Here is an 18,055-nt window from a genome sequence, read left to right on the forward strand (position 1 = left end):
TCTATCTTATCATCCGATTAATATGATGTTGTAGATTGCCCAAGTGAATACTAAAAATACGGTAATAGCTTCACTTTCAATTACTGCCGTTTCCCGAACCCAGTTCTTTACATCTTTGAGTATCCTTGTTGTCTCAGGGTCATTGGGGTGAAATACCACCCGTCCAAACGACCCGTCATCATATTCTGCATACATCATATAATTATTCGAACTCATATTGCCTTCGTATATATCAATGGCTAATGGTTCTGCTATCTGTCTAACCTGACCTGCTGCTAATCCATATTTTCTAACTCCGTTTTCAACTTGACCATGTTTTCGTAGTGATTTGTCTAATTGTTCAAATCCCGGCTCTCCACGATGAAGAGTGTTGTATTTCACGTCCTCGCTAAATTTTTCTTCACTGGGATTTTCAGCCATATCAAATTCAGATTTCTCCTTCAGAAGCCATCTCCCCATCTCTAACTGCTCATCAGTGGTTAATTTGTCAATTGCTCTATTAGCCTTTTTCACGAAATGTATCCGTTTACCCACTGGAATTGCTGGAATAGCGGCAGTCAGCATGATGTTCAACCAAGTTATAATCTCTGGGGGAATTGACATACAATAACCCGCTCAAGATATCGTTATAAAACCTACACTCAACGTCTCTTAAGCTTCCTCTCCCCTTACTCCGTATCGCACTGATCGGCTTTGTGAGGCGGCTGAGGGCCCCTCCCCCATCCAGTGACCCTTGCTATTGAGGCGGGATATTGCATCAGTTGCTTCTTAGAGCCTTAGATAGACTTGGGGTCGATCGGTTCGGCGCACCTCTCCAAATCCGACTCACGGACGTCTTAGAGCGTTGTATGAGCGAGTGAAAGCAACTCCCGGGAGCGACGTCAAGAACCCCTTGGATACTATCGAAAGTCCGCGCCTACCTTATTTCTGCCCCCCACCTTATGATTTCGGCCTATACTCCGTTCCAGCGACAATATACCCTTCCTCAGTCTTTTCGACCTTACTCGGCTCATGCCTCATCACTCTCCCGATCTGCTTCATGGTGAGGACGTCCCCATCGTCGGATACGTACTCCTGCTCCAAGCCCCGATCGCTCATGTGACCCTGTTTGCTCTCCCTCGCCCTTGTAGCCCCGACAAAGGAGATTTTGTCCTACTTCGAGTGTATGGGTCGTCTCGACCTCAGACAGCCTCAAACGGCGTGAGGGGCATTCTGATGTCCTTCTAATGCTCTAACTCAACCAGCGCCTCACTCGGTGTGAGCCTGTGACGCTCACAAATGACTCGGCAAATGAACCATGCCCGTTCAGCGTTCAATGGTTCGGCACTCTCCCACTCGCGGGCGAACTCGCCCAACGCGACGGCGATCAACAGCTCATCTTGGCGATCGAGGGTGTGGTCAGGAGCCATCGGCGAGCTTGGCCTCGTGATCCGATAAAAACCTCAGGACTTTCGACGTTATTAGCCTCAGCGCCTCTTAGAGCCTTAGATAGAGTCGGGGCCGATCCGGTTGTAAGTTCCTACTTGTCTCGCTGAATCCGCCTCATGGATGTCTCATGGCCTGTATTGGGTGTGAAAGCGACTCCCGAAACTCAGTCGCCCAACCCCTTGGATATGTTCGACACTGAGCGTTAACACCGTTTTCAGACCCCTACCCAGTCAATCGGGACTCAAATATGTCATATCTCAGTCTCAGACCCCCCACCGGGTCATCATAGAAAACTAAAGAAAGATAGCCCGAATCCGATAGCGCCGATTCCGAGTAAAGCCAACTTGATACGATCCTCAAGGCGGTTTTTGAATCGTATTTCCTCATTTCGCAGATTGTTTATCCGATTACCTTTTTCGTTAGTGACTTTGTTAGTATTGCAAACGAGCTTTCTACTACCGTCGTCCATTACAGCGTCAATGAAATGAAGAATATTTTGTGAGATCCCCCGCTCCTCTAACTTGTCAATATCATAGTTCGTTCGGTCCAACCTTTCTAATTTCACTACTTCTCTCTCTTGGTCAATGTCTTGGAAAATACTGGGGTTAATGTCTTTCAGGATTCCCAAAGACTCATCAAATCCATTATCATTTTTGACCAATACTCCATCCTTTCTTGAGTCCTCCAAAACCTCCAACGCCTCTATAACAGATTCTCGTTTTGTATATGAGTCTTGTTTGTGATATTTCTCCGTAGCCCAATCAAGAACTCTGTTTAGCCGCCTTTCCCCTTTGTGAGTCCCCAAGAAGCGGTATGTACCAGCCGCGATGCCGGTAAGAACCAAACCGATGATCCTAATCATATTACAAACCTACCTTTAAGCAATTGATTTCGTCTACTTCTCACCCTCTACTGGGGTTGAATCTACAACTCTACCTTTAGCTGACGACTCTACTCTGACAGATCCACTACCCTCAGCCACCCGCACAAATGTCACTATTGCAGCAATAAGTGTTAGAAAAGATAGGGTTAATCTGACCCACCGTAGCTCAGGGAAATACAGAGTAGCGATCCCAATAATAAGTGCTAAAAATGCTAATACTATGGTAAGCTGCGAGTCGTATTCCTTGAGAAATGTGGCTATTTTTCTTTCTCCCTTGCCTTTCACTTCAATCTCAACGCCCTCGGATCTGGATAATTCTTTAAATTCCATTGTTTTACTTTATGACTATCAGTATATACGTATACGGGCTTTGGGTCGCCCTGCTATTAGTTGGTATTTGGATTGGAGCGGTATGCGTGGTAGTTTCAGTTCTGTTTGTATGCCGGTTGAGACGGGAATAACTTGGACTTAGCCACCACTCTTAAGAAATCCTACCTGAACGTAACCCTATGGACCTGATGGGACGGCGAACGATGCTTGGGGGAATCGGCTTACTCGCTCTTTCAGGGTGCTTAGCGACTGATGAGGGTGACAGTGGGATTGAGATTGAATACAGCGTCTCGGACCCAATGAGTCCTGATGAAACACCCGAAGAGGTGATTGAGCACCCTAACCCCGAGGGTTTCGAGTGGGTAGCCATCGAGTTTGAATTTCTCAGCGGGTCTATTGACGTTGAGGATATCATGGGGCTCACTCAGGTCGAAGCTGGCGATACAAGTCACTTCACCCGGGCCGTCGAGATTACTTCCCCCGACGAGACCCTAATCACTGACTCTGAGGAGAGCTATTCAATGGAGCAAGGCACTGAGGGAGTCGCATATTACCGTATTGAGGAAGGAACTGAGCCGAGCGGATGGGTAGTTGAGCAGTTAGAGAACGAGTATGGCGGCTTAGAAGCGACTCAAGCGTGAGCTTCGGTAATGGAGTAGGTGTGTATTGCGCTGAGGAGCAAGACTGGTTGTAGCCTATTTACTGTTAGCCCAACCTAACCCCGATATTATGGGCTGAAGATGTGGCCATAACATTTATCGCCGGATATTTCTGTTTACTGTTAATGACTGATCATGACTCAGACGGGGAAAACAACAATACAAGCAATATGGGGCCCAATGAGATGAATTTGACAGACATTGACCCTATTGAAATCGACTTACCAGATTTGGACCCTATCGAGAAGGTTTTACCAAATGTGGATCCTCTCGAAATAGATCTGGACCGCGAGATAAAAAAAAAGAGGCCCGGGACGAGCGATTAGAAGAAATCAGAAAGCAGGGTCAGAGATACTTTGGAAAAGTACAAAGTTCTGTAGCTAATCAAATATCAATATCTCCACCTTGGGATTATGAACCCGAACAACACGAGATAGATCAATTTGCAATTAAGACCGGAATGAAGCACAGTCTCGAATCAAGAACGCAATTACAACAGTATGGTGATGCGGATCTTAAGGAATTGAGCGCACGAATGGAGTTAGCCGAGGACGCTCTTGTTCAAGCGTCTGAATTGAACAGACGTCCATTCGAAGCTTTCTACCTTCTTATATCAACGCAAGATGGGCTAATCTCTTGGCTTTGTGAGCATGATGACTGTGTTGACCCAAGCTTCACAAACGAAGGCGGGTCAGATGTATATCTCGGAAAAAAGAAGAAAAAGGTGGTTGAGAACTCATATGAGGAGTATAATGTGTTTTCAGTCGTAAATTCCGGAACTGAATTCAGGAGAAAATGGGCCGATTTTTGGTATCACCGTCACCGCATCATGCATGGACACCCTGAGGCATTTTTTGATGAGAACTTAGCTATCACGTCGTTATTATTTCTTACATCTATTGCGAATTTAGTTCTGCAACGGATGGATGATTTAGAGGGATACGATCGACCTTATCACCCCTAAGAGACTGTATCAACTACGAGAAGTACTCACCCAATTAACAGCGATCTCAAGCTCATCGTCAAGGGTCAGGTGAGCGTGGTCGTCGTCCTCAGCGTTCCGAACATGGTTCATGAACTCAGTAAAATCACTGCTCACTGCCGGGTCTCAATCAGGTCAACTTACCTCTCCGACCACCCCACCAAAATATGCGCCTACAGTGCCCTCACAGAGCCTTAGATAGACTCAGGGACAATCCGGTTGAGTTTCCCTGCCCTGCCTCGCTAAATCTAACTCACGGGGGTCTCAGAGCGTTCTAAGGTTAGTGAAAGTAACTCTCGAAACTCAACCACCGAGCCCCTTGGATAATATCGACTAAGTGGGCATACCCTCCTCAGATACCCCCGTCCCTATCTCAAGTCCCAGTAAGTGAATCCATATACTCGCCAAATCTCAAACAGTCAGTTTCGATATTTAGGTGGTCAAAGCGATCAGATAACCGAGTTTGGATCTCATTGGAACTACTACCGCAGACAAGTGTAATTGTACTATCTTTTTCCATATTTGTGTCAATTAATTCGATTAGCTTTGAATCCTGAGGGCTAATGCGACTACCAATCACCACTAATTCGTCTGTATTTTCTAGAAAGTGTCCAGCTGAAGACCATATTTTATCATACGCTTGAACTTTCTCATAGTCCTTTCTTCCCTCAAATGGTGGTATAAGTGCTGGTTCATATATCCCACCGCTCCTATGAACTAGTTGTTCATAATCCATAGATTCAACTTCATGATTGTCGATGTATTCGCATTTAGTTTGGACGCTATTTGAGTGAATGAATTTGACCCTTTGATGAAACGGCTGCCCATTTCCAAATTCGATCATACTAAATGGATTCATCCAATTAATCGATCCATGCAATTTAATTAAGGATATACTTTCAGATCGGTGTCTTGGGCCCACATAAAAAGAATAAGGGTGTCCTTTATATACGTAATCTAAATTCTCACTCTTTATAGCTTTTTCAAACATGATATCGTAATTTAGAGATAAAACGGTTGAATTTGTAGTGTGGACGTGGTTTGCCAGATTAGTATAGTTGTCTCGCTTAGGATAGTATTCTTTTGAATATTGGCGGAATATTTCATAGAAGTAATAATAAGATAAACTTAATGCCATCTCTTTCAATTGAATCAGATTAGATATATAGTCACTTTTAACCTCTTCTGGAAAACTATCATTTTCTAATCTTTCATATATGCCATCATCTTCAATTTCTGGTCTATTTCGAAGATGTTCTTGAAGTTGTTTCACCTCCTCCGACTCGTCCAGATCATCTAAAGACTGATACTGACTGGCAATTTGTAACAGCGAAAACTCTTCATCTAACTCTTTCAGGAAAATTTCTGAGTTAAATTCCAATTCTCCTTCATCTATGACCTGTCCATCTATACCTGCATATCTTTTCACTTCACGAAATAGCGGATTAAAATGCTCTTTTCTAAGGAGACCAGAATCCCATCCATCAACAAAGAGATATTCTCCCATTGGAGGTCGTTGGCCCTCAGGAATAGAGTCTCTAGAACCATAGGATGCCCCCGCTCCAAGTAAATAGCACTTTGACATACTTTGGGAAAATCATCCATTAATATAATACTACAGGTTCAACCACTTCAGTCGATCTCAAACTCACGCTCACTGTTTTCAGCCTTCTCAGTCTCGGTTTCAGTACTCAGCCTTCTCAGTCTCGGTTTCAGTACTGTCTCGAATCGCGGATTCGCTCAACGTCGTCGGTCGCTTTACTCATCGACTCGACTCACCCGATTTGACCGGATCATGTGAACCTTTGACAACCCATGCAGGATTCCCACATAGACTCTAATGGGGTTTCTGCATGGGGTGACACAGGTTGTCATGATGGCCACCTGTAGACCTTCCGATACGGGTGAGAATCCTCTCTTTCCTCATCTACGATCCCATGATCTTTGAAATCGTTGAGACGCTCCTCGACGGTCCGTTGTGAGACTCCTGATTCGGCCATGATCGCCTTTTTCGTTGTTCCGTCGTCACCGACCCGTTGCAAGTGATCGGCGATTTTGCGTTTCTTCTCAGTATCGAACTTCTCGACCGAAGCCGGTTGGATCTCAAGTACGTCGGGGATCGCCGATGTTTCGACGTATACGGTGGGCTCAATATCGGGAGCCCGACCGGCTCGGAGAATCGCCTGGAGGACCTGATTATGGACAAAGTGATGATAGATTTTGTCCCCGTACTCACCAAACGTCTTATCGGCTCCCTCACCCTCTTGCCCGATCTCTTGACCGGAGAAAGCGCCCCACATCTTGAGAACGTCGTTATTCGGATGAGGGCAACCAAGAGCAAGTTCGATACGTTCATGCTTTAGGTCATTATTGCTCGGGACCTTGGCGTAGTTGATCGACTCGCTCACATGGTCGAGTAGCCCCGAATCTTTACAGCTTGAGAGAGCTTTATCGGGGGTGATGAGAGCGGGCTTTTCCCCATGTTTGGCTTCGATCCCATAGAGGATACCCTTAACCCGTTCTTCTGAAATATTACCATTATGTAGTGGTTTCAAATGATCGGTCAATTGGTAGACCGTCGCTCCGTGAATATCGTGGTAATAGCCCCTCTCCTCGTTCTCATCAGCAAATATAGACCGTTCTTCTAAGCCGAGTCCGGTCGAGAGGTCCCACAGTTCTTTGGTCCCCGTTCCGTCGAGCCCGACGACCGACCGGGCCTCACTTAGGTCGGGGACGGTGAGAACGTGTAGCGTCCCGGCCTTTCTGTTAAATACGACTCGGCGATCCCTGTTATCAATGTAACAAGCTGATCCCTCATCCGCTTCGTTGAACCTGAAATATTCGATCTCATCATCAACGTTCTTAGTGTAACACAGACTGAGGGCTAAGAGGGGTGCAAGGGAGTTATATCGTCTGTTTTCGTCGGAATTGATGATCTCGTGGCTACTGATTTCTGACTCGTTCTCAGCTATCCACTCACCGACTTTGAGGGCTTGCTCGGAGTCGTCTCGATATTCGATTATATCAGTAACGGAGTTGAAAGGTATCTCGTCGGTTTGATCCAAGAACGGATTGATGGCCCCTCCGGGGTTGTCGATGGTCCTCTCAAGCTGTTCCCCCGGAAACTCGTCAATGACGACGAGTCGATTATTAGTCAGTGAGGGGACGTGAGCGTGTTTGTAGTGACCGATGAGGACGGGGTGATCGTTCGGGTCGAACCCATCCCAAAAATCGGAGTAGCGACAGTCTGAGCCGCCGTGTAAGGATAGCTCAGTGTGCATCTGTCCGGCGTTCGCTCCCAAGCCATACAGTCTAACGGCCTCAGGATCGTAATGTTCCGAGCCCTTGTCAAAGGCCGGACAAGCTCGATGAGGGCTCGGGATAACCGTCGCGTCAACTCCAAACTCATCAGCTAACCTTTCCCCATCCTCGTATCGCTCTTCCAGACCCGTGAGGTAGGTGATCGGCGTATCGAGTCGTGAGGCGATCTTGAACAGACCGGTCGTCTTTCCCGCTCCGGGGGGAGCCGTGAGTAGTATGTTCTTTTCGTCTCTTAGAGCGCTCTCAAGAGTCTCCTCAGTCCGGTCGTATACGTCCTGTTGAGACGTGAGATGACGACTCTCGGCGTCTGAACAGGCGTAATTGTTAACCGGATGGGATACGTTACTACTCACTGTCCGACGACCTCCTCAGCGTCATCGGACCTCAACTCATCCACAGTCGGTCCTGGGTCAGTCCTCAGGGGGGACTCCGGGGCTTGCTTTCCGTCCATTGATGAGCCTCAGCTTTGATTCTCAAGCGCCTCAGCGGCGTTTTCGAGAAATTCGTTCCAATTGAGGCCCAGTCCCTCTTTTGTCTCACGGGCCTTACTGATCGACGTTTCATGAGCCGGGATCGACTTGTATCCAGCCGGTCGGGTCGTCATACCCTCCCCTATTCGCTCAAGGTATATATGTCACATTGTAGGATAATTCGATGGTGGAGTCTGTAGCTATATGGTGAAAGGGTTAATAAGTGACACCACACCATATGATTCATGACCAAAGTTGAGGTCTCAGACGAAACTTGCAACGATTGTGGGTCTGATCTACTATTCCATAACCCAAGGCACCTATATCATTGCAGGGAGTGTGAGAAGACGTGGTCAAAGGAAACGTATGAGGACTGGGGAGACCACAATCAAATGCCGCCATCACAGGATCAATTTTCAAAACATTTCAACCACTATGGATAATTACCCTCAACCCCTCAAGCCTACTTAAGCCGTATAAACACATACTTCCTCATGTGTCCGGTTCTAAGCGAGCGACCCCCCATGAGCCAGAACACAACCTCATACACGGACTCTCAGACGGAGGGGGAGCCCATCGTGCTTCCCCCACCCCCCACCAACGGTTCGCTCGCTGAGCGGAAGCTATGGGCTTTCAGGGCGTATCACGGAGTCGGTCGAGATAGTCAAAGGGTCGATGAGTGGACTCAGGAGGCGATCGGCAACGTCTTCGGAGTGAACGTGAGGACGGTGAGACGCTGGCTCAATGAGGACGATATTGCTGAAGACGTCTTCGGGGGTCTTTCTGAACGCGACCGGTGGGTCATCTATGGGATGGCGATTACAGGGGGTCGAGTTGAGGAGTACTTTGAGCTTCTACGGCTTGAGAAGCGTACTGAGAACGCTGAGGTTGACGCTCATGCCGAGCCCGACGACTCGGAGGACGACGATACGGTGTTTTACCCCGATATCGATTAGAGCCGATTCTGAGGCGTTGTGGGGCAAATCGTATCGGCGACGACCGTTGTTCTCACCCGAGGTCAAAATCGCTCTCACGCCTCTCTCAGCGGCTCGGTTTCTCTCGTGACGGGTTGGCTCGTAGTGGGATTGACTGATAGAGGCGTATAAGGAGAACGTAACTCTATTCCAAAAATAATATGTTTCTTCGCTATCAATCTCTCCTTCATGCGATTCGGGTCAATCGGGGATCGGATAGACCTGTTTCACGAATTGAGACGTGAATATTTATGTAAAGGCGGAATCCTCTAATCACTACCCGTCCTGGAGGTTGTAGATCCGGCCCCGACGGTCGGGGTAGAGGTGGCTCAACAGGGGCCGGTCGAGGGCGTGGAGGCTTCCCTGGGCCAGCCCGGCGGCGCCAAAGCCCGCCAGCAGGACGGCGTACGTCGGCGCGAACGCGAGCGCGACTAGCAGTGCGACGAAGGCGACGCCCGCGACGACCAGCATCCGGCCGACGTCGATCCGGCTGACGGCCGTCCCGACCGCGGCCACCGAGACGAGGGTGCCCGCCGAGGCCGCCGAGGCGATCAGTCCGAGTTCGCCCTCCGAGACCGCGAAGCTCTCGCCGAAGCTGAGGAGCAGGGCGCCCCGGAGCTGGAGGAAGGCCCCGAGTACCCCGACCGAACAGAAGATACAGACCGTCCACGCTCGGCGGTTTCTCACAATCATCAGTCTCGGGAGAGGGTACAAAAGCCGCCTGAAAGCGGCGACCGGCCGCCGCCGTGGCAAGCGAAAGGACGTTGGCGCTCCGGCCCCTCTCCCGAGGAAATGGGCGATGCGAGGCGGTGGCTCGACGGACTGTGGCGGTTCTATCTCGGATACACCAATCGGCCGGTCCACGCCGCCAGCGCCGCTCTCCTGGCGATCTTCGGGATCCTCGTCTTCGTCGATCCCCTCTTTGCGATCCTCGCGGTCGCGGCCTACGTCGCCCCGCCCGTGATCCTCTACGTCCGCGCCGACGACCCCGAGGCTCAAGCGAGCCGACATCGGCGAGTGCCGGATCGGGACTCGCCCGCCCCCCGAGGCGATGTCGGGAGGGAACCGGCATCGAGTGGCGGACGGAGAGGTGCGGTGGGCGACGCCGATTCGGATTCGGACGCCGATTCCGACGGCACGGACGCGGACTCGGATTCCGATGGAGGCGATGGCGACTCCGATTCCGACGGAGACGACGGCGACACGGACTCGGACTCCGATGGCACGGACACCGACACAGACTCCGATGGCTGACGCTTCCCGGAGGATCGACCGAGCTAGTAAACTTGACTAGCGTTTACTCTTCTGTGGAGGGAAACGTTGAAACGGCCTCCGGTTGGACGGACGGTATGGAACTCGAGGACGTCAACAGCGTCGCAGTTCTCGGCGCCGGGAACATGGGCCACGGGATCGCGGAGGTCGTCGCGATCGCGGGCTACGACGTGGCGATGCGAGATATCAACGAGGACCTCGTCTCTGCGGGGTACGACGACATCGAGTGGTCGCTCGGGAAGTTGGTCGAGCAGGACAAACTCACCGAGGAGGAGGCCGACGCCGCCCTCGAGCGAGTGGAGCCGGTCGTCGAGATGGAAGCGGCCGTCGGGGAGAGCGACGTCATCATCGAGGCCGTCCCCGAGAAGATGGAGATCAAGAAGGACGTCTACGGCGAGGTCGAGGAGTACGCGCCCGAGCGCGCGGTCTTCGCGACGAACACCTCCTCGCTGTCGATCACGGAGCTCTCGGAGGTCACCGACCGGCCCGAACGGTTCTGTGGCATGCACTTCTTCAACCCGCCGATCCGGATGCCCTTAGTCGAGGTCATCTCGGGTGCCCACACCGACGAAGGGACGCTGGACCTGATCGAGGCCCTCGCCGAGGACGTCGGCAAGTCCCCGGTCAGGGTCCACAAGGACAGTCCGGGATTCATCGTCAACCGCGTGCTCGTCCCGCTGATGAACGAGGCCGCCTGGATGGTCCACGGCGAGGAGGCCACCGTCGCCGAGATCGACTCGACGGCGAAGTTCGACATGGGGCTGCCGATGGGGCTGTTCGAACTCACCGACCAGGTCGGCCTCGACGTCGGCCTCCACGTCCAGGAGTACATGCACGAGACCCTGGGCGACGCCTACGAGCCGTGTCCGCTGACCGTCGAGAAAGTCGAGGCGGGCGACCTTGGGAAGAAGACCGGAAAGGGCGTCTACGACTACGAGGACGGCGAGGGCGTCGAGATCCCGACCGACGAGGGCGAGGAGTGGATCGCCGACCGCCTACTCGCCGTGATGGCCGACGAGGTCGCCCAGTTGATCGACGGCGACGTGGCCGGTCCCGATGCCATCGACGAGGCGATGCAACTCGGCGCGGGCTTTCCCGACGGCCCCGCGAAGATAGCCGATAAGCGCGGCCTCGCCGATCTGCTCTCCGCGCTCGAGGACGCCCACGAGGAGACCGGGGCAGCCCGACACGCCCCCTCCGAGGCCCTCGGTGGGTTCGCCGACGACGGCGGCTTCTACGGCGCCGACGACGGGAACGACGACGGTAGCGACGAGCCCGACTACGAGGCGATCCGTGTCGAGTACCCCTGCGAGCGGGTCGCTCACGTCCTGATCGACCGTCCCCACCGGATGAACACGATCAGCTCGGACCTGCTCGAGGAACTCGCCGGCGCGGTCGAGGCGCTCGACGGGGACGACGACGTTCGCGCGATCGCGCTCACCGGCGCTGGCGACCGGGCGTTCTCGGCGGGCGCCGACGTCCAGAGCATGGCCGCCGGCGGCGGCGACCCGATCGAGGGGATCGAGCTCTCCCGGCAGGGCCAGGAGACGTTCGGCTCGCTGGAGGAATGTGACCTCCCGGTCGTCGCCGGCATCGACGGCTACTGTCTGGGCGGCGGGATGGAGCTCGCCGCGTGTGCGGACATGCGCGTCGCGAGCGAGCGCTCCGAACTCGGCCAGCCCGAGCTCAATTTGGGACTGATCCCCGGCTGGGGGGGGACCCAGCGGCTCCCGCGGATCGTCGGCGAGGGCCGCGCCAAGGAGATCGTTCTGACCGCCGAACGCTACGACCCCGAGACGATGGCCGACTACGGCTTCGTCAACGAGGTCACCGACAACGACTCCCTGGAGGAACGCACGCTCGACCTCGCAGAGGAGATCGCCGCGGGCCCGCCAATCGCCCACCGCTTTACGAAGCGGGCGATGCGTGCCGGCCGGGACGACATGGAGGCGGGCCTCGAACTGGAGGCGACGGCCTTTGGCCACCTGATGGGGACCGACGACCTGATGGAGGGGATCACCGCGTTCATGGGCGACGGCGAGCCGGAGTTCGAGGGCAAATAACCGAGTCGCGGGATTTATCAGCCGTTGTCACCATTCGGGAGGCGTGACTGGAGTCGCCGGGAGGCCGGGGAAGTGGTCGCGGTGAGCGAGCCCACCGTGCTCGTCGTGGACGACGAGGCCCGCCTGGCTGACCTCTTTGCGACCTGGCTCGAGCCGGAGTACCCGGTACGAACGGCCAACGACGGCGAGGCAGCCCTCGAGGCGATCGACGACACGGTCGAGATCGTCCTGCTCGACCGCCGGATGCCCGGACTCTCCGGGGACGAAGTCCTGGCGACGATCCGCGAGGAGGGGTACGACTGCCGGGTCGTGATGGTGACCGCGGTCGACCCCGACTTCGACATCATCGAGATGGGGTTCGACGACTACCTCGTCAAACCCGTCTCGAAAGACGAGTTGCTCGAGATGCTCGAGTCGATCGCGGCCCGCACCGAGTACGAGTCGGAGATCGGCGAGTACTACGCGCTGGTCTCGAAGAAGGCCCTGCTCGAATCCGAGAAGACCGAACGGGAGCTCGCCGACCACGCCGAGTACCGACGCCTATGCGAGCGCGTTGAGGAGCTCCGCGAGCGGGTCGATACGACCGTGACGGGGCTCTCCGAGGACGGCTTTGCGGGTGCCTTTCGAGACCTCGATCCGGAGAATTGAGCGGATCTCAGGGCGCCTGCCGGTAGATCAGGTTGCGCTGGATCTCGTTTGCCCCCTCGTAGATGACGGGGATCCGGGCGTCGCGAAAGACCCGCGAGATCCGGCGTTCGGCGAGGATCGACCGGCCGCCGTGGAACTGCATCCCCTGTTCGGAGATATCGACGGCGGCCTCCGTCGCCTCCGTCTTGGTCAGCGCCGCCCAGTAGCCCGCCTGGGTACCCTCTTCGACCTTCTCGCAGGCCCGCCAGGAGAGCGAGCGGGCGGCCTCGAACCGTCTGAGCATGTCGGCGAGGCCGTGCTGGACCGCCTGAAACTCGTTGATGTTCCGGCCGAAACCCTCGCGGTCGTGGACGAACTCCCAGGTGGATTCGATGGCCGCCGCCGCGAGGCCGATGCCGTGGCCGCCGACGATGACCCGGCCGTGGTTGAAGAACTCCGCGAGCATCCAGAAGCCAGCACCTTCGGTACCGATCAGGTTCTCCTCGGGGATCCGGCAGTCCTCGAAGGTGATGTGGGCCTGTTTGGAGGCCCGCATCGCGATCTTCTCGGGGATGTGTTCGGCCTCGTAGCCCTCGGTGTCGGTCGGGACGATGAACATCGAGTGGTTGCCGTACCGGTTGGTCTCGTCGTCGCCCGTCCGGGCGTAGACCGTGACCCAGTCGGCCTCAACGCCGTTGCCGATCCAGTACTTCTCGCCGTTCAGGACGTACTCGTCGCCCTCCTTTTCGGCGCGGGTGTCCATCCCCGCGAGGTCGCTTCCCGTCTCGGGTTCGGAGACCGCAAGCCCGGAGATCTGGTCGCCCTCCGCGACGGGACGGACGTACTCCTCGCACTGGGCGTCCGTGCCGTACTCGTAGGTCATCTCACAGCCGAAGCTCGCGAGTTGGAGGGTGAGCGCGATGCCGGCGTCGGCCCGATAGAACTCCTCTGCGATCGCGAGCGTTTGCGCGAGGTCGTACCCCTTCCCGCCCCACTCCTCGGGAACGTCCTGGGCGACCAGACCGGCCTCCTGGCCCGCCTCGAGTATCTCGTGGGGGTACTCCCCCGATCGGTAGTACTCCTCTGCGTTCGGCGCGATGTGTTCGTCGGCGAACTCCCGGGCAGTTTCCTTGACGTCGCGGGCGCGTTCGGGGACCGGATCCGGTTCGAGAAGCTCCATGTCCCCCCTGTCGTCCGCGGCACCGATATAGCTCAGGGAACCCACCGACGATTCAACGCGGGGAAACTACCGGAACGTTTGCAGGCGTTCGGCCGGCGGCCGGTCGTCGGTAGCGGCCCCCCGGACGTCCCAGACGAGATCGGAGACGACGTGGGCGTAGAGGACGACCGCCGTCAGGACCGCCAGCGGTCGGCTCGCGAGCACGAGGGCGGCGACGGCGAGTCCGCCGATCAGGTGATGAGAGAGGAGCCGCGAGAGGACGCCGACGTCGCCGGGAGCGAAGATCTCCCCCTGATCGGAGAGGGCGATCCGGGGGCTGGCGAGGCAGGTCTCGAGGGCGTCCCATCCCCCGGTCCGGAGCCGCGCGATGAGGAAGTGATCGAGGTCGATCAGGACGCCTGCGGCGACCGCGTAGAGAACGAGGACCGCGGGCGGGACGGCGGCGCCGAAAAGGGAGACCGGAGGGAGCACGAGGACGGCCGCCAGTCCGACGATCAGGGAGACGATCGCGTGGTGGACGGAGTACACGGATCAGCCGGCAAAGCCCGACAGCAGCCAGTCGTCGTCCTCGTCGTCGTCCCCCGAGAAGTTCGGGGCGCTGACGAGGACGAACGCGCTCTCTTCGTTCCCGTTTCTGATCTGGCGGGTCGACTCCGGTGGAATGCGGAGTGCGTCGCCGGTCTCCATCGCGACGTCCTCGCCGTCGACGTCGATCGTCGCCCGTCCCTCGATCAGGACGTAGACCTCCTCGTGGTCGTTGTCGGCGTGGTCGTGGGGCCGGCTCTTCCAGCCCGGATCACACCGGGCGACGGTGACGCCGACGCGCTCGGTCTGCAGAGGGTCTCGCAGGAAGTGCATCGCGTTCGAGACCTGGTCGACCTCCTCGTAGTTGACCTTCGTGTACGACATGGTACCCGTGGTTTCGTCGGCAGCGTAGTAAAACTACGCTCCCGTCTCAGGCGCCTTCGGCGACCGGATCGAAGTCGTCGACCGGGATCACCGAGTAGTCGACGGTCAGAACGTCCTGGGTCGCTCTGATCTTGCCGACGAACGTCGAGATGTCCTCTAACTCGCCCTCGAGGACGAACAGTTCCATGCAGTGGTGGTCGCCGACGTGGGTGTGGAAGTTCGAGGCGACTAGAGCCTCATGTTCGTGGCGCAGGCGCATCATCCGCTCTTCGACGCTTGTCGTCTCGTAGTCGAAGAGCACCGTGACGACGCCCATCAGCTCCCGGTCCTCCAGGCGGGTGTCCTCGAACTCCCCCAACAGGTTCCGGCCGGCCTCCCGGACGACCTCGCTGCGGCCGGTGTAGCCGTGGTCCTCGGCGAACTGGTCGATGCGCTCTAAGAGCCCGTCCGGCATGGAGACGCTGACGACTGCCATGTAACAACTCGACGCGCTTCGACTATTAAGGATTGGCATTGCCCGGGTGGGACAGTGACGGGATCGCTCCGCGACGGACCGCTACGCGATGTCACGGCTCGTGTCGATCGAGACCCGTTCGGAGAGCTCGAGCTTGATCGTCTCCGTCGGCGCGCCCCCGCCACGGAGTTTCGGAACCGTGAGGTAGGTCTCGAGTTCGGTCGCGCCGACGGCCGACCGGAGGTCGAAGACGGCGTCGGCGACGTGGAGCGTCGTCGAGCGAGTCGATGGAGGGGACTCGACTTTGGGACAGTGCAACACCGCGATCGAGCCGGTCTCGACGAGGTGTTCTTTCAGCCGGTTGAGAAAGGCGGTGTAGGCGGTGCGGTCGGTTCGCTCTATGACGTCCATCGTATCGACGATCAGGTTCGCGTCTGCAGGGAGGGCTCCGACCAGCTCGCGGGCCTCCGCCAGCGGCTCGTCGTCGCCGACTCGCCGGATCCGGGGGGTGCCGACGGGCGCCGCCGTCCGCTCCATCGCGTGTGAAACCGCCTCGGCCGACCGCTGGGTCGAGAGATACAGCGTTCGGCGGGCGGCCGTCAGTTCGTAGAGCAACAGCTCGGACTGGCTCGCCGGGCGGGCGGTGTAGGCGACGATCGTCCCGGGGGGGAGGCCGCCGGCGAGCTTTCGATCCAGCACGTCGATACCGGTGGCGACCGGATCTGCCATTCGGCGAACAACTCGTCCGTCTCGGTCATAACCTTTTGGTCTGCGAACCGGGCGCGCACACCCGTCCCCCCGAGCGCTCCCTTCGGCCGGGAGTCCGCCCGATCGGGGTGACGAAGGGGGAGATTCAAGGTCGCCCGGGGCGCCATCACGGACGAATGCGCCAGGACCACCTCGTCACGAGCAAACAACTCTCCCGGGCGGACGTCGAGGCCGTCCTCGACCGCGCGGCCGAGATCGACGCGGACCCGGGGGCCGTCGCCGACCGCCACGCCGGCTCCCTGCTGGGCCTGCTCTTTTTCGAGCCGAGTACGCGCACGAAGATGAGCTTCGAGGCCGCGATCAAGCGCCTCGGCGGCGACACCGTCGACATGGGAGCGGTCGACGCCTCCAGCGTCACCAAAGGCGAGAGCCTCGCCGATACGGTCCGGGTCGCAGCGGGGTACGCCGACGCGCTCGTGCTCCGTCACCCGCGCCAGGGCGCGGCGACGATGGCCGACGAGTTCGTCGACGTCCCCCTGATCAACGCCGGCGACGGCGCGGGCCACCACCCGAGCCAGACCCTGCTGGACCTCTATACGATCCGGGAGAACGCCGGGCTCGACGACCTCACCATCGGGATCATGGGCGACCTGAAGTACGGCCGAACCGTCCACTCGCTTTCCTACGCGCTGACGAACTTCGAGGCCGACCAGCACTTCATCAGCCCCGAGAGCCTCCAGCTTCCCCGCGAGGTCGTCTACGACCTCCACCTGGAGGGCGCGACGGTCCGCGAACACGAGGGCTACGAGGCGATCCTCCCCTCGCTGGACGTCCTCTACGTCACCCGGATCCAGCGCGAGCGCTTTCCCGACGAAAACGAGTACCAGCAGGTCGCCGGCGAGTACCGGATCGACGCCGACGCCCTCGAGGCGGCCGAGGACGACCTGACGGTGATGCATCCCCTCCCGCGGGTGGACGAGATCGCACCCGACGTCGACGACACCGACCACGCGGCCTACTTCGAGCAGGCCCACAACGGGGTTCCCGTCAGGATGGCCCTGCTGGACATGCTCCTGGGTGATGGAGATGAGTGAGAACGGAGACGACACGAGCCACCAGCTCCGGGTCAGCAAGATCCACAACGGAACGGTGATCGACCACGTCCGGGCCGGCCAGGCACTGAACGTCCTCGCGATCCTCGGCATCGACGGGGGCGACGGCGAGAGCGTCTCCGTCGGGATGAACGTCCCCTCCGACCGCCTCGCCCGCAAGGACATCGTGAAAGTCGAGGGCCGGGAGCTGAGCCAGGACGAGGTCGACGTCCTCTCGCTGATCGCCCCCGACGCGACGATCAACATCGTCCGCGAGTACGACGTCGTCGAGAAACACCGCGTCGAACGCCCCGACGCGGTTTCGGGAGTCCTCTCGTGTCCGAACTCGGGGTGTATCACGACCGCCGGCGAGCCAGTCACCAGCCGGTTCGAGGTCCTCAAGGATGGCGTCCGGTGTGGTTACTGCGGGACGATCGTCCGCGAGGGGATCGCCGACCAGATCGACACCTGATACGGGCTTCTGTAAATCATTACCGGCGAAACCGCGACAGTTCTGCGGTTTCACCGGTAAATCGTTACAGCAATCCGTATGAGAGGAACGGCTAAGTGGGAGGGGTCCGACAGGTCACACGCTATGGCACGTCTGCTCAAACTCGCGGCGGTAGTGGTCATCCTGGGAGCCCTCTGGAAGGTCCTCGGCGGTGGGGACGACGACGAAGTCGAGATCGAGTACGAACCGACCG

General features: G+C 56.9%; 21 protein-coding genes. 9 read left to right on the forward strand and 12 right to left on the reverse strand.

Annotated features, from left to right (window positions below; all coding sequences use genetic code 11):
• Nucleotides 1-9: 9 nt before the first annotated feature.
• From DVH23_RS23395 to DVH23_RS23405, 4 genes are all read right to left on the reverse strand, one after another.
• On the reverse strand, nucleotides 10-603 hold the full coding sequence (locus tag DVH23_RS23395; RefSeq protein ID WP_157972294.1) for a hypothetical protein: 594 nt from the start codon (nucleotides 601-603) through the stop codon (nucleotides 10-12).
• A gap of 336 nt (nucleotides 604-939) precedes the next feature.
• Nucleotides 940-1,098: a hypothetical protein gene (locus DVH23_RS23400; protein WP_157972295.1), complete on the reverse strand. Its 159-nt coding sequence runs from the start codon at nucleotides 1,096-1,098 to the stop codon at nucleotides 940-942.
• Between the two features lie 613 nt (nucleotides 1,099-1,711).
• A complete protein-coding gene (locus DVH23_RS00985) occupies nucleotides 1,712-2,290 on the reverse strand; it encodes a hypothetical protein (RefSeq protein WP_114575569.1) in 579 nt (192 codons plus the stop codon).
• 33 nt (nucleotides 2,291-2,323) lie between these two features.
• Complete coding sequence (locus DVH23_RS23405) at nucleotides 2,324-2,641, reverse strand: hypothetical protein (RefSeq protein WP_157972296.1); 318 nt, start codon at nucleotides 2,639-2,641, stop codon at nucleotides 2,324-2,326.
• A gap of 179 nt (nucleotides 2,642-2,820) precedes the next feature.
• On the opposite strand from DVH23_RS23405, the gene DVH23_RS00990 reads away from it, so the two are divergent.
• The 3 genes from DVH23_RS00990 to DVH23_RS23410 all read left to right on the forward strand — a co-directional run bounded on the left by DVH23_RS00990 (nucleotide 2,821) and on the right by DVH23_RS23410 (nucleotide 4,264).
• Nucleotides 2,821-3,282, forward strand: coding sequence for a hypothetical protein (locus tag DVH23_RS00990; RefSeq protein ID WP_114575570.1), 462 nt, complete (start codon nucleotides 2,821-2,823; stop codon nucleotides 3,280-3,282).
• Nucleotides 3,283-3,425: 143 nt separating this feature from the next.
• Nucleotides 3,426-3,626 (forward strand): hypothetical protein, encoded by a 201-nt coding sequence (locus DVH23_RS00995; protein ID WP_114575571.1) that lies wholly within the window; start codon nucleotides 3,426-3,428, stop codon nucleotides 3,624-3,626.
• 209 nt (nucleotides 3,627-3,835) lie between these two features.
• Entirely contained in the window at nucleotides 3,836-4,264 is a 429-nt protein-coding gene (locus DVH23_RS23410) for a hypothetical protein (RefSeq protein ID WP_157972297.1), read from the forward strand.
• A 391-nt stretch (nucleotides 4,265-4,655) separates the two neighbouring features.
• On the opposite strand, the gene DVH23_RS23415 is transcribed toward DVH23_RS23410, so the two are convergent.
• Together DVH23_RS23415 and DVH23_RS01000 are read right to left on the reverse strand one after the other, a co-directional pair.
• Nucleotides 4,656-5,867, reverse strand: a complete 1,212-nt coding sequence (locus DVH23_RS23415) for a hypothetical protein (protein ID WP_157972298.1) — start codon at nucleotides 5,865-5,867, stop codon at nucleotides 4,656-4,658.
• A 286-nt stretch (nucleotides 5,868-6,153) separates the two neighbouring features.
• Nucleotides 6,154-7,956 carry a hypothetical protein gene (locus DVH23_RS01000; protein ID WP_157972299.1) on the reverse strand — a complete coding sequence of 601 codons (1,803 nt, stop codon included), beginning with the start codon at nucleotides 7,954-7,956 and terminating at the stop codon, nucleotides 6,154-6,156.
• A gap of 641 nt (nucleotides 7,957-8,597) precedes the next feature.
• Between DVH23_RS01000 and DVH23_RS01010 the strand changes: the two genes are divergently transcribed.
• Nucleotides 8,598-9,029, forward strand: a complete 432-nt coding sequence (locus tag DVH23_RS01010) for a hypothetical protein (RefSeq protein WP_114575574.1) — start codon at nucleotides 8,598-8,600, stop codon at nucleotides 9,027-9,029.
• A 294-nt stretch (nucleotides 9,030-9,323) separates the two neighbouring features.
• Here DVH23_RS01010 and DVH23_RS01015 read toward each other — a convergent pair whose 3' ends face one another.
• Nucleotides 9,324-9,734 carry a sugar MFS transporter gene (locus DVH23_RS01015; protein WP_114575575.1) on the reverse strand — a complete coding sequence of 137 codons (411 nt, stop codon included), beginning with the start codon at nucleotides 9,732-9,734 and terminating at the stop codon, nucleotides 9,324-9,326.
• 105 nt (nucleotides 9,735-9,839) lie between these two features.
• Here DVH23_RS01015 and DVH23_RS01020 point away from each other — a divergent pair, with 105 nt between their 5' ends.
• The 3 genes from DVH23_RS01020 to DVH23_RS01030 all read left to right on the forward strand — a co-directional run bounded on the left by DVH23_RS01020 (nucleotide 9,840) and on the right by DVH23_RS01030 (nucleotide 13,030).
• A complete protein-coding gene (locus DVH23_RS01020) occupies nucleotides 9,840-10,301 on the forward strand; it encodes a hypothetical protein (RefSeq protein ID WP_114575576.1) in 462 nt (153 codons plus the stop codon).
• 95 nt (nucleotides 10,302-10,396) lie between these two features.
• Nucleotides 10,397-12,382 (forward strand): 3-hydroxyacyl-CoA dehydrogenase/enoyl-CoA hydratase family protein, encoded by a 1,986-nt coding sequence (locus DVH23_RS01025; protein ID WP_114575577.1) that lies wholly within the window; start codon nucleotides 10,397-10,399, stop codon nucleotides 12,380-12,382.
• Between the two features lie 81 nt (nucleotides 12,383-12,463).
• Nucleotides 12,464-13,030 (forward strand): HalX domain-containing protein, encoded by a 567-nt coding sequence (locus DVH23_RS01030; protein ID WP_114575882.1) that lies wholly within the window; start codon nucleotides 12,464-12,466, stop codon nucleotides 13,028-13,030.
• 7 nt (nucleotides 13,031-13,037) lie between these two features.
• Here the strand turns inward: DVH23_RS01030 and DVH23_RS01035 are convergent, their stop codons facing one another.
• From DVH23_RS01035 to DVH23_RS01055, 5 genes are all read right to left on the reverse strand, one after another.
• Complete coding sequence (locus DVH23_RS01035) at nucleotides 13,038-14,189, reverse strand: acyl-CoA dehydrogenase family protein (RefSeq protein WP_114575578.1); 1,152 nt, start codon at nucleotides 14,187-14,189, stop codon at nucleotides 13,038-13,040.
• 66 nt (nucleotides 14,190-14,255) lie between these two features.
• Nucleotides 14,256-14,717: a hypothetical protein gene (locus DVH23_RS01040; RefSeq protein WP_114575579.1), complete on the reverse strand. Its 462-nt coding sequence runs from the start codon at nucleotides 14,715-14,717 to the stop codon at nucleotides 14,256-14,258.
• A 3-nt stretch (nucleotides 14,718-14,720) separates the two neighbouring features.
• Entirely contained in the window at nucleotides 14,721-15,098 is a 378-nt protein-coding gene (locus tag DVH23_RS01045; protein ID WP_114575580.1) for a cupin domain-containing protein, read from the reverse strand.
• Between the two features lie 46 nt (nucleotides 15,099-15,144).
• Nucleotides 15,145-15,573 carry a nickel-responsive transcriptional regulator NikR gene (gene nikR, locus DVH23_RS01050; RefSeq protein ID WP_114575581.1) on the reverse strand — a complete coding sequence of 143 codons (429 nt, stop codon included), beginning with the start codon at nucleotides 15,571-15,573 and terminating at the stop codon, nucleotides 15,145-15,147.
• Nucleotides 15,574-15,654: 81 nt separating this feature from the next.
• Complete coding sequence (locus DVH23_RS01055; protein WP_114575582.1) at nucleotides 15,655-16,281, reverse strand: transcriptional regulator; 627 nt, start codon at nucleotides 16,279-16,281, stop codon at nucleotides 15,655-15,657.
• A 155-nt stretch (nucleotides 16,282-16,436) separates the two neighbouring features.
• Here DVH23_RS01055 and pyrB point away from each other — a divergent pair, with 155 nt between their 5' ends.
• Together pyrB and pyrI are read left to right on the forward strand one after the other, a co-directional pair.
• Nucleotides 16,437-17,354, forward strand: a complete 918-nt coding sequence (gene pyrB, locus DVH23_RS01060; protein WP_114575583.1) for an aspartate carbamoyltransferase — start codon at nucleotides 16,437-16,439, stop codon at nucleotides 17,352-17,354.
• The gene (pyrI, locus tag DVH23_RS01065) at nucleotides 17,347-17,823 is read left to right on the forward strand and encodes an aspartate carbamoyltransferase regulatory subunit (protein ID WP_114575883.1); all 477 of its coding nucleotides are present in this window, start codon (nucleotides 17,347-17,349) and stop codon (nucleotides 17,821-17,823) included. The genes pyrB and pyrI overlap by 8 nt, the downstream gene beginning before the upstream one ends.
• The last annotated feature ends 232 nt before the right edge of the window (nucleotides 17,824-18,055 follow it).

The organism is Saliphagus sp. LR7, from assembly GCF_003344565.1.
Lineage (GTDB): Archaea > Halobacteriota > Halobacteria > Halobacteriales > Natrialbaceae > Saliphagus > Saliphagus infecundisoli.

Bases quoted from the DNA above. Each gene is read 5' to 3' on its own strand.
- DVH23_RS23395 (WP_157972294.1), bottom strand. From the start codon at position 603: ATGTCAATTCCCCCAGAGATTATAACTTGGTTGAACATCATGCTGACT.
- DVH23_RS23400 (WP_157972295.1), bottom strand. From the start codon at position 1,098: ATGAGCGATCGGGGCTTGGAGCAGGAGTACGTATCCGACGATGGGGAC.
- DVH23_RS00985 (WP_114575569.1), bottom strand. From the start codon at position 2,290: ATGATTAGGATCATCGGTTTGGTTCTTACCGGCATCGCGGCTGGTACA.
- DVH23_RS23405 (WP_157972296.1), bottom strand. From the start codon at position 2,641: ATGGAATTTAAAGAATTATCCAGATCCGAGGGCGTTGAGATTGAAGTG.
- DVH23_RS00990 (WP_114575570.1), top strand. From the start codon at position 2,821: ATGGACCTGATGGGACGGCGAACGATGCTTGGGGGAATCGGCTTACTC.
- DVH23_RS00995 (WP_114575571.1), top strand. From the start codon at position 3,426: ATGACTGATCATGACTCAGACGGGGAAAACAACAATACAAGCAATATG.
- DVH23_RS23410 (WP_157972297.1), top strand. From the start codon at position 3,836: ATGGAGTTAGCCGAGGACGCTCTTGTTCAAGCGTCTGAATTGAACAGA.
- DVH23_RS23415 (WP_157972298.1), bottom strand. From the start codon at position 5,867: ATGTCAAAGTGCTATTTACTTGGAGCGGGGGCATCCTATGGTTCTAGA.
- DVH23_RS01010 (WP_114575574.1), top strand. From the start codon at position 8,598: ATGAGCCAGAACACAACCTCATACACGGACTCTCAGACGGAGGGGGAG.
- DVH23_RS01020 (WP_114575576.1), top strand. From the start codon at position 9,840: ATGGGCGATGCGAGGCGGTGGCTCGACGGACTGTGGCGGTTCTATCTC.
- DVH23_RS01025 (WP_114575577.1), top strand. From the start codon at position 10,397: ATGGAACTCGAGGACGTCAACAGCGTCGCAGTTCTCGGCGCCGGGAAC.
- DVH23_RS01035 (WP_114575578.1), bottom strand. From the start codon at position 14,189: ATGGAGCTTCTCGAACCGGATCCGGTCCCCGAACGCGCCCGCGACGTC.
- DVH23_RS01045 (WP_114575580.1), bottom strand. From the start codon at position 15,098: ATGTCGTACACGAAGGTCAACTACGAGGAGGTCGACCAGGTCTCGAAC.
- nikR (WP_114575581.1), bottom strand. From the start codon at position 15,573: ATGGCAGTCGTCAGCGTCTCCATGCCGGACGGGCTCTTAGAGCGCATC.
- DVH23_RS01055 (WP_114575582.1), bottom strand. From the start codon at position 16,281: ATGGCAGATCCGGTCGCCACCGGTATCGACGTGCTGGATCGAAAGCTC.
- pyrB (WP_114575583.1), top strand. From the start codon at position 16,437: ATGCGCCAGGACCACCTCGTCACGAGCAAACAACTCTCCCGGGCGGAC.
- pyrI (WP_114575883.1), top strand. From the start codon at position 17,347: ATGAGTGAGAACGGAGACGACACGAGCCACCAGCTCCGGGTCAGCAAG.